The organism is Terrabacter carboxydivorans (assembly GCF_039532035.1).
In the GTDB taxonomy this organism is placed as follows: domain Bacteria; phylum Actinomycetota; class Actinomycetes; order Actinomycetales; family Dermatophilaceae; genus Terrabacter; species Terrabacter carboxydivorans.
Window position 1 is genome coordinate 1 of sequence record NZ_BAAARE010000046.1, and the last position, 7,307, is coordinate 7,307.

General features: G+C 66.5%; 9 protein-coding genes. 6 read left to right on the forward strand and 3 right to left on the reverse strand.

Translation table 11 applies throughout. From position 1 onward, the window contains the following. Window positions 1-289 precede the first annotated feature (289 nt). Both ABD297_RS23240 and ABD297_RS23245 read left to right on the forward strand, forming a co-directional pair. Complete coding sequence (locus tag ABD297_RS23240) at window positions 290-724, forward strand: cupredoxin domain-containing protein (RefSeq protein ID WP_344257519.1); 435 nt, start codon at window positions 290-292, stop codon at window positions 722-724. Between the two features lie 95 nt (window positions 725-819). Then, window positions 820-1,185 carry a hypothetical protein gene (locus tag ABD297_RS23245; RefSeq protein ID WP_344257520.1) on the forward strand — a complete coding sequence of 122 codons (366 nt, stop codon included), beginning with the start codon at window positions 820-822 and terminating at the stop codon, window positions 1,183-1,185. A gap of 107 nt (window positions 1,186-1,292) precedes the next feature. On the opposite strand, the gene ABD297_RS23250 is transcribed toward ABD297_RS23245, so the two are convergent. After that, window positions 1,293-1,583: a sigma-70 family RNA polymerase sigma factor gene (locus ABD297_RS23250; RefSeq protein ID WP_344257521.1), complete on the reverse strand. Its 291-nt coding sequence runs from the start codon at window positions 1,581-1,583 to the stop codon at window positions 1,293-1,295. Window positions 1,584-1,899: 316 nt separating this feature from the next. Between ABD297_RS23250 and ABD297_RS23255 the strand changes: the two genes are divergently transcribed. From ABD297_RS23255 to ABD297_RS23270, 4 genes are all read left to right on the forward strand, one after another. Further along, window positions 1,900-2,691: a hypothetical protein gene (locus ABD297_RS23255; protein WP_344257522.1), complete on the forward strand. Its 792-nt coding sequence runs from the start codon at window positions 1,900-1,902 to the stop codon at window positions 2,689-2,691. Between the two features lie 22 nt (window positions 2,692-2,713). Continuing rightward, window positions 2,714-3,487 (forward strand): class F sortase, encoded by a 774-nt coding sequence (locus ABD297_RS23260; RefSeq protein ID WP_344257523.1) that lies wholly within the window; start codon window positions 2,714-2,716, stop codon window positions 3,485-3,487. A 47-nt stretch (window positions 3,488-3,534) separates the two neighbouring features. Continuing rightward, window positions 3,535-3,678: a hypothetical protein gene (locus ABD297_RS23265; RefSeq protein WP_344257524.1), complete on the forward strand. Its 144-nt coding sequence runs from the start codon at window positions 3,535-3,537 to the stop codon at window positions 3,676-3,678. Window positions 3,679-3,763: 85 nt separating this feature from the next. Continuing rightward, on the forward strand, window positions 3,764-4,189 hold the full coding sequence (locus ABD297_RS23270; protein WP_344257525.1) for a hypothetical protein: 426 nt from the start codon (window positions 3,764-3,766) through the stop codon (window positions 4,187-4,189). Window positions 4,190-4,350: 161 nt separating this feature from the next. On the opposite strand, the gene ABD297_RS23275 is transcribed toward ABD297_RS23270, so the two are convergent. Both ABD297_RS23275 and ABD297_RS23280 read right to left on the reverse strand, forming a co-directional pair. Beyond that, window positions 4,351-5,439 carry a phage minor capsid protein gene (locus ABD297_RS23275; RefSeq protein ID WP_344257526.1) on the reverse strand — a complete coding sequence of 363 codons (1,089 nt, stop codon included), beginning with the start codon at window positions 5,437-5,439 and terminating at the stop codon, window positions 4,351-4,353. 773 nt (window positions 5,440-6,212) lie between these two features. Next, window positions 6,213-6,986, reverse strand: a complete 774-nt coding sequence (locus ABD297_RS23280; protein ID WP_344257527.1) for a hypothetical protein — start codon at window positions 6,984-6,986, stop codon at window positions 6,213-6,215. Between the last annotated feature and the right edge of the window lie 321 nt (window positions 6,987-7,307).

A 7,307-nucleotide genomic window follows, 5' to 3' on the forward strand; every position in this document is an offset into this window, starting at 1 on the left:
CCGCCTCCACGGCGAGATCGGGCTCGTGCCGCCCGTCGAGTTCGAAGACCAGCACTACCGGCAGAATCCCGTGGCGGCTACCGTCGTCGCGTCAGTTCCGAGCCTCCACTAAACCCGGAACGGGACACTGTGTAACCGAGCGGCCGTGACCGACCGCGGGGCGAGCTTGCACCCAGAGGGTCGAGTGGTAACCGAACCTTGGCTCTCCTTGAAACAAGCCGGCCAGAGGGGCTGCACCGAACTCCTTCGTGCGGCCCTCGAATGAGCCGCTTGAATCTGGAGGCAAATCATGAAACGGAGAATCACGCTCCTCGCAGCCGTCCCGGCCCTGGCCCTGAGCCTGGCGGCCTGCGGAACGTCAAACACTGATGCGTCCCCCTCGTCGTCAATGTCGTCGACCATGTCGCACCCATCTGTCTCGGGTAGTGGCAGTCATAGCAGCTCCGCCGCACCGTCCACCTCGACAAGGGCGGCCGCTGCGGCACCAGTCATCTCGATCGCCGACTTCGCCTACAAAGTGCCGACGTCGGTGGCTCCCGGCGCGAAGGTCACGATCAAGAACGGTGACTCGGAGGCGCATACGGTCACGTCCAAGAACGGGGGCTTCGACATCAAGATCGACCCCGGCAGCTCCGCGACCATAACGGCGCCGATGAAGCCGGGCACGTACACGTTCGTGTGTACCTTTCACGGCAACATGAGCGGGACGCTGGTTGTCCAGTGACATCCAGGAACGCAGACCGACATGCCAACGCAGACGGTGTCACCGCATGGGTGCTACGGCTGGTCGTCGCAGCTGCTCTCGTTGTCGATGCGGTAGTGCACCTGCGGCTGGCTAGTGGCTACCAGCAGTCGGCTCCGTCCGGGATCGGCGCAGGAAATATCTTCCGCATCGAAGCGGCTGCGGCCATCATCATGGCTGCCTGGGTGATCCTGCGTGGTAGCCGAAGGGCCTTCATGGGGGCGTTCGCCGTCGGCCTGAGCGCTTTCGTTGCTGTCGTTCTCTACCGCTACGTCGACATCCCTGCCGTGGGGCCGTTACCGGCGATGTACGAGCCCGTGTGGTTCTTCGAGAAGTCCCTTAGCGCGCTCGCCGAGGCCTGCGCAGCTGCGGGGGCGCTCGTGGCACTGATCGTCTCAGCGCGTCTCTTGCCGCCTGCGAGACGCGAGCCGACCCTGAAATAGGGAGTAGTCGCGTGGAGCTTCGGGAGCGAGCGCCTTGGCTTTCGCATGAGGACCACGTATTTCGTTGCGGCCCGCCTCAGACGCGGCGCTCGTCCGTGGCTCGAGGCCTAGTGCTCGCGTGCGCTCGTGTAGGCGATCGTGGCCAACCAGCATCGCGGGGAAGCCACGTCGACGTTGTACGAGCTGGATTCGCTCCAGACCCGTCCGTATGCGACCACGGCACACCGCTCCGCCTGGACGGCGTCAGGGACCACCATCCGGCACATGCGCAGCATGAGCTCAGCGGTTTGGTCGATGAGCGCTGCCATGGCGTGACGGTCACCGACACCGCATCGCGCGATCAGCCGAACGAGCCCCGGATCAATGCCGTGGGGAACACTTTCGGTGCTGACCGTCACACGACCTCCAGTGCACGCGCTCGGTAGATGCCAAGCGTCGCATGACACATACCCGTTTCGGCTGGGCTCGCATTCTGGGCCTGTGGTTGTCCCTGCGATCCACGTGCTGTGGACACGTGAACTGCGCGACAGCGCTGGAGTATCCGCGAACAGGCCTTTGCTCTAGACACCCGCGCCATGCAAGTCCATGTCCGAAACGAATCCAATCCGATCTGGTTTCCGGTGACGAAGCCCATCTGGAGACGGTCGACATCGACCCCCCGTCCGAACCAGTAGAGGGATGGACGGTTTGTCTCCTCGTCAAGGAGGAACACAGATGCGCACCACCACCACTCGGATCGCCGGCGCCAGCCTCGCCGCAGCCGCCGCCATGGCCCTCAGCATCGGTCCGGCCTTCGCCGCCGACGGCTCGGTCAGCGCCAACCTCAAGCCCGTCGCCGGCAACGGCGTCCAGGGCAGCGGCACCGCCATGGTCGACGTCACGGGCAACACGATCACCGTCACGATGGCCGCCACCGGCCTGCTGCCCAACAGCCCGCACGCCGCGCACATCCACTTCGGCGCTGCAGCCCGTCACGAGTGCCCGGTCCTGTCGGACGACAAGAACGGCGACGGGCACATCAACACCACCGAGGGCGGCCCGGCCTACGGCGACATCGTCGTCTCGCTGACCAAGACCGGCGACACGAGCCCGAAGTCCGGCCTCGCGATCGACCGCTTCAGCACCGCCCCCGGCGGCAAGATCGCCTACCAGCGCGGCAGCATCAAGGTCTCCAGCGACGTCGCCCAGGCGATCTCGGCCGGCGAGTCCGTCGTCGTGATCCACGGCGTCGACTACAACAAGGACGGCAAGTACTCCGGCAGCACCAAGAGCGACCTCATGCCGTCGCTGCCGACCGAGGCCACCGACCCGGCCCTGTGTGGCGCCCTGCGCGTCGCCCCCGCCGGCGGCATGCACACCGGTGGCGGCCTGCCCACCGACACCCTCAAGAGTGCCGGCGTCAACACCGGCCCGAACGAGGCTCTTCTGATCGTCGGCGGCGGCGTCCTCCTCGCCGCCGCTGGCACCGGCACTCTGGCCGCTCGTCGCGCCCGCTCGCGCGGCTGACCGGAACGTAGGTAGCAAGTCCGTGCCCGAGAGCACACCGAAACAAGCGAGCCGCCGCGTCACCACTGGTGTCGCGGCGGCCGCCGTGGCCACGGCCGTGCTGCTCGCCGTCGGGATCCTTGCACTTGTCTTGGGCCTGCAGGGGACTTCTGTCCCGTCGCACTCAGCGACGGGACAGGGTCTTGACCCTTCTGCGAATCAACCCGGAGCCAGCGCCTCTGCAGGGGCGAACGGGACACCGGCACACAGCCCAACCACACCAGCCAACCCTTCAAACTCGACAGCCCCTGACGCCGGCAGCGACCAAGACACGACTGGTGGCACGATCGGGGACTTCCTCCCCGCCTCCGAACCGACCGCCATCGACATTCCCGCCATCGGCGTTCACTCAACGCGGTTCGTGCCGCTCAAGATCCAGCGCGACGGCACCCTCTCCGTTCCCCCAACGGCGCAGGAGGTCGGCCTCTACGATGACGGCCCCACTCCGGGGCAGTTGGGCCCGGCTGTCCTGGCAGCCCATGTCGACACGCCCGACGGGGTGCCCGGCATCTTCGCCAAGCTCCGTGAAGTGAAGACCGGCGACCTGGTGAAGGTCACACGGCGCGACGGCACCCGCCTGACGTTCACCGTCGACCGGGTCGCCGCCTTCCAAAAGACGCAGTTCCCGACCCACCAGGTATATGACGGCGACTTCGCCCACGCCGAGATCCGCCTCGTCACCTGCGGCGGCCCCACCGACAACCGCAACGAGTACCGCGACAACGTCATCGTGTTTGGCCACCTCACCAGTAGCTGACCGTCCTCCCGACGATCGTGCCCAGGCCTGGAGCCGTCTTGCACGCCGTGTCGTTCGACGGAGCCGCCTGCGGCAGTCCGGCGGCCCGTCGCCTGAGCTCGGCCATCGTGTGGCTGCCGACGGGCAACACCTGCAAGGTGTGCGACGTCTGCTTCGAGGTGACGGTCGACCGAGTTCCCGTGCCCGACTAGGCCTGAGAATGCGGTTGCTCCCGGTCTGCATGCCGGGGTTGCGAAACGTGTCACGCCGGCCCCGCGCGGGAGCATCATGGCCTCCATGGCCGGTGTGGGGACGATCATCAATCGGCGAGAGGACATTCTCACCGTCATGGTGGGCGCTGAGCCTGGCTCGGGCGACATCGTGCAGGAGTGGACCCTGCGCATGTCGGCAGGCCACGAACTGACCGTGCTCGCGACCCTGGACGATCCTCCACACGTCATCACTGTGACGTTCATGGCGGCCAGGACGTCGCTGCCTCCGGCCGCGCTCCGACCCGGGGCTGCCGCAGTCGTTCTGAGCGACGAAGGCGACACGTGGGTCGAACTCTTCGATGCAGCGCTCCACCTGCGCCGGGGCGCCGCGACTTGGTCGCTCGAAGAGGATGGACTGCGCTTGGACGTCGCCTTCAACGGCCAGGGCCGACTCCTGGGTTTCCTCGTCCCTAACGCCTGGTCGAGGCACGCCGGCGGCGTTGATCTCTAGCCGGGCTGACCGCACCAGCGGTCGTGAGCTGGCCAGCAAAGCGTTCATACACTCCTGCGGCCGCTAGGCCTGCGCGTCGTGCCGGGCATGGCCCGGCAGCTTGATCGGTCCGGGGTTGGCCGTCCCGGCGAGCCGCGATGCGCGGCTGGGCCTGCGGCGGGCTAACCGGGTGATCTGGGCCGCCATTTGCCTTCTGGGCGCGTCAGTTCGTTATGAGCCCGGTGACTTTCCATGCGCCACATGCGAACCTCCTCCGCTGCCCGGCGACGCGTGAGAGCGTCGAGCGCAACCGCTTCCCGGCGCTTCCACTGTCGGACCTTTCGCTCGACGTCATGTTCTCTCTGCTCAGGCCTAGGTCGTCTCTGCGTGGACAGCACAACGTCGGTCCTGGTGACTCCGGGCAGGTAGGCCGAGAGTTCGTGGCGGCAGCCGGCGTGGAAGAGTCCCTTCGCGATCGCACCCGCCAGCGACGCCTTCACGTCCGTCACCGACGCGCTGACCTCGTCGCCGTTCGGCTCCAGGACTCTCCCGACCCGACCGGAGATCGACAGCACCTGCCGCTCGAACGGACAACAGATCTGACACGCCTCCGGCGAGACGGACACGAGCACGAGATCCATGCCGGATGCAGCCAAGGCGTCGACGTGCCCCTGTACCGCTGCGCGACCAGCACCGGCGCTGACAGCCATTTCGGCGTACTCCTCGAGGGACCAATCGCACTCAGGCCCATAGCTGAAACCGGCGAAGCCCCGTGATGCGAGGCGCTCAAGGATCTTCTGGGACCTTTGTAGGGCTGCGACATCGCCGGCTACGTTTGAGTCGCGACCGGCGGCGACGGCCTCACGGAGTGTGGCGATGACCATGTCTGGGATGAGCTTCATCGCCTGGACGATCGTGTCGACAGTGGACTGTGCGATGACCGCAGAGGTATCGACAGCGTCGTCAGCGATCAGCACCGGCACAAGGAAGAGGTCTAAGTCGGCCATAGCGAGGGCTTGGCCGCGGTTGTACGCGTCGAGGACGATGCTGTTGACTTCAGAAGCGACAGCGCCGGCCAAGTAGGTGATCATGCGCGCGATGCGAGCCCGGAGCATCTGTCCCTCTGCGAGCCTCGCCTGCCGCCAGTCAGGTTGGCCGCGTCCGTCTCGCAGGTGCATCGCCACCAGCCGCAGAATGGCCAGCTCGGCGTCGTTGATCGCGACCAAGACGCGGGGGGCCATCTGGGCCCCGTTTTCCGGGGAGGCAGGCATGCGATCACGTTACGCCTGAGGTGACATCGCGAAGATGAATAGCGGGTCCTGACAGCGCTCAGCGGAGCCGACGGCGGCGCACATCAGTGCTGTGGTCGGCGGCAGGCCTGGCACCGGCAACACGTTGAGGTCCGTGCCGTCCGGTACGACGATGGCGGGGCGCAGTTCAAGGTCCGAAAACGAACCGACGAGCAGGCGGGTCCCGTCCAGAGACCAGCGCGGCACGCCGCTGCCGGCATGACGCCCATGGTGCGTTCCGATGAGGTTGCACCTGGCCCACAAGGGGTGTTAACGGCTACTTGCCGCGGCGGGATGTTTGCCCAAGATGCTGCTCCGGGCCTTAGGTCGTCACCCGATTCTTGTGAGCAGCTCGGCCGACAGCCACTGTTGAACCAAGACGCGATCGGCCTCGATCAGGTCGGCGACAAGGGCAAACCATGCACCGCCACTCTGCTGCCACTCGACCACGATGCCTGGGTGCGGGCCAGGGACGTCGGGCCCACCGCGGACCCAGACGTGGCGTCCGCTCGCTGGCACGGGCGGAAGGGGGTGCTCGTGGCCCCGCCCTGATCCGCCAGCCATAACCTCAGTTTGGCGCATGATCGGACGCCTGTTCGATCCCCCCACGTCCATGCCCTCGGTGTGCGTACGGTGAGGTCACACAGTCCGGGCCATGAAATACGCTAGCGGCAGGCGCAAGGAAGATCTCGAAGCGCCGGTATGGGCGGCTCACAGTGCGTGGCCCCCGGGGTGGCCCCCAGTTGCGAGTTGGCCTAGTAGTCGAGGCCTTGGAGAGGGACCAGCAGCGGAGCGAGGCGTGCTTGGCGAGACGCGTCGCGCAGCAGCTCGGTGACGTTGGCGTTGAACCGGTCCACCCCTTCGCCCTTGGCCAGCAGCAGCATGGGCAGTGACGAGACCGGGGTCGTCCACTTCAACAGCACGTCCGGTCCCAGCGCTTCACGCATCAGCACCACTTGCCGGAAGCCGGTCCGCTCGCCCTGCCACAAGCCGCCTTGGACCATCCACACGCCAGCCGCCCTCAAGGCGCGACAAGCCGCCGTGATCTGCTCGTCCGCAAGGCCGGCTGTGTCGAGGTGCACCCGCAGCCGAAAACCTTGCTCGGACTGGAGCGCAGCCAGAGTCTCGATGGTCCGCACGAGCGATGACCACGCCGGTAGTTCGAGCAGAGCGGCTGTCACGACGACCGCCAGCTCGGTGGCTCCGTGAGCCGTGAGCTCTCGAGCCTCCTCGACCCAGACGTCGTCGCTGGCCGGGAGGCCCTGTCCTTGAGAGCCGATCGCGGTGACGACCGCGACGTCCGTGCCCGCGAGTTCCTCAGCCGCCATCGCCACGTGCTCGGGTCGGCAGGTCACCGCGGCGAGCCGGTGGTCTCTCGCCAACTGGCATCCGGCCTTCAACTCGGCTGGACCAACCCGCGGCATGTGGAGACGGTGGTCCAGCATTCCGGCGACCTGCTCAGCGGTGAGCCGTTGTCGACCGCGGTCGTCGAACGACCTCTCACAGTTTGCCCGGTTATGTCTGCTCATCTTGTGACCCCTGTGCTCCGAAAGTGCCTCTCCCGAGACCGTCCTCCGAGACCGTCTCGCGATCATCACGGTGGCGCGCATTTCACCACGAATCGTACCGATCGGACATCTCTTATTCGACCTGGAGCCTCGGCCGGATAGGGCACACGACAGCTCAACAACCGCTTACGGCGTCCACCCTGTCGGCAACGCTTGAATCTGGGGCCGATCGGATGTTCGAAATCGAGGCCACTGGTTCGTGGTTTCTAGTCTGCCGTGTCTTGGGTTCTGATGCTGGGCAGCGTGTCGATGCCGCGGTTGCGCAGCCGGTAGCTGGCGCCT

Bases quoted from the DNA above. Each gene is read 5' to 3' on its own strand.
- ABD297_RS23240 (WP_344257519.1), top strand. From the start codon at position 290: ATGAAACGGAGAATCACGCTCCTCGCAGCCGTCCCGGCCCTGGCCCTG.
- ABD297_RS23255 (WP_344257522.1), top strand. From the start codon at position 1,900: ATGCGCACCACCACCACTCGGATCGCCGGCGCCAGCCTCGCCGCAGCC.
- ABD297_RS23270 (WP_344257525.1), top strand. From the start codon at position 3,764: ATGGCCGGTGTGGGGACGATCATCAATCGGCGAGAGGACATTCTCACC.
- ABD297_RS23275 (WP_344257526.1), bottom strand. From the start codon at position 5,439: ATGCCTGCCTCCCCGGAAAACGGGGCCCAGATGGCCCCCCGCGTCTTG.
- ABD297_RS23280 (WP_344257527.1), bottom strand. From the start codon at position 6,986: ATGAGCAGACATAACCGGGCAAACTGTGAGAGGTCGTTCGACGACCGC.